Source organism: Vibrio sp. Vb0937 (assembly GCF_033338855.1).
In genome coordinates this window covers 1-1,010 of sequence record NZ_JAWOTK010000485.1, presented here as the reverse complement: position 1 = coordinate 1,010, position 1,010 = coordinate 1, and the positions used below count along the sequence as shown (strand labels likewise).

General features: G+C 44.8%; 2 protein-coding genes. Both read right to left on the bottom strand.

All coding sequences use genetic code 11. The features are described 5' to 3' along the window. Positions 1-363, bottom strand: a 363-nt coding sequence (fkpB, locus tag R7P67_RS26695; RefSeq protein ID WP_318086569.1) for an FKBP-type peptidyl-prolyl cis-trans isomerase, incomplete at its 3' end; no start/stop codon positions are given. A 156-nt stretch (positions 364-519) separates the two neighbouring features. Then, the coding region (gene lspA, locus R7P67_RS26690) for a signal peptidase II (RefSeq protein WP_318086568.1) at positions 520-1,010 on the bottom strand (491 nt) is incomplete at its 5' end.

Sequence of the window (1,010 nt, the reverse complement as noted above, 5' to 3'; positions counted from 1 at the left end):
CGTTACCGAATCGCCAGCAATCTCAGTAATGATGCCCGGAATTTCCATACCATCAGGGCCACTGAAAGCCATGATAGTACCGACTTCAACTTCCGCTTCACCAACAAATTTGGTGCGATCCATATGATGAATATGGTCTGGATTAGGCATACCAAAAGCATCTTGTGCTTTGAGTTCAATCGCTTTGTTCTCACCAGATTGGAGCCCCACCAAGCACTGCTCGAAGTTCTCACTCAGGCTGCCGTCACCCATCACAAACTTCGCTGGTTTGCCCATATTATGAGTGCTGTCTGCCACCGAACCATCTTTCATTTTGATCGTAAAATGCAGGGTTACTATCGAATCATTCGTTATTGTTGTCACGTTACTGCTTCCTTGTTCTTGGGTCATTACGTCTATCCGCTTTGTCTTTTTATACACTGATGTGCGGATTTGCGCTCCAACATAATAAAAAGCGTCGTACGAATCAACGGACGACGCTTAGGGTTATTCGACTTTTCCAATATACATGGCCACGATTTAGGCTTTTTCTGTGTCTTTCTTGCGAAAGCCGTCTAGGATAATCATCGCCGCACCAAGACAAATCGCCATATCAGCAAGGTTAAATGCCGGCCAGTGATAATTGCCCCAGTAGAAGTCTAAGTAATCGACCACAAAACCATGGATCACGCGGTCAAATACGTTGCCAACGGCACCGCCAATAATCATGGCGTAAGCAATGTTGTTCCACTTTTCTTTTGCAGGAAGCTTACTCATCCAATAAGTCAAAAGACCTGTGACTACAAACGCGATACCGGTAAACAACCAACGTTGCCAACCCGCTTGATCGCTCAAAAAGCTGAAAGCTGCGCCATAGTTGTGAACATAGAGAAGATTGAAGAAAGGCAAAATTTCAATTCGGTTTGCCCAGCCATATCCCATGTTGTTCATGACAACGTATTTAATGCCTATATCGGCCAAAAAAATCACAATCGCTAGCCACAGCCAACGTACACCTGATTGCTTTAACG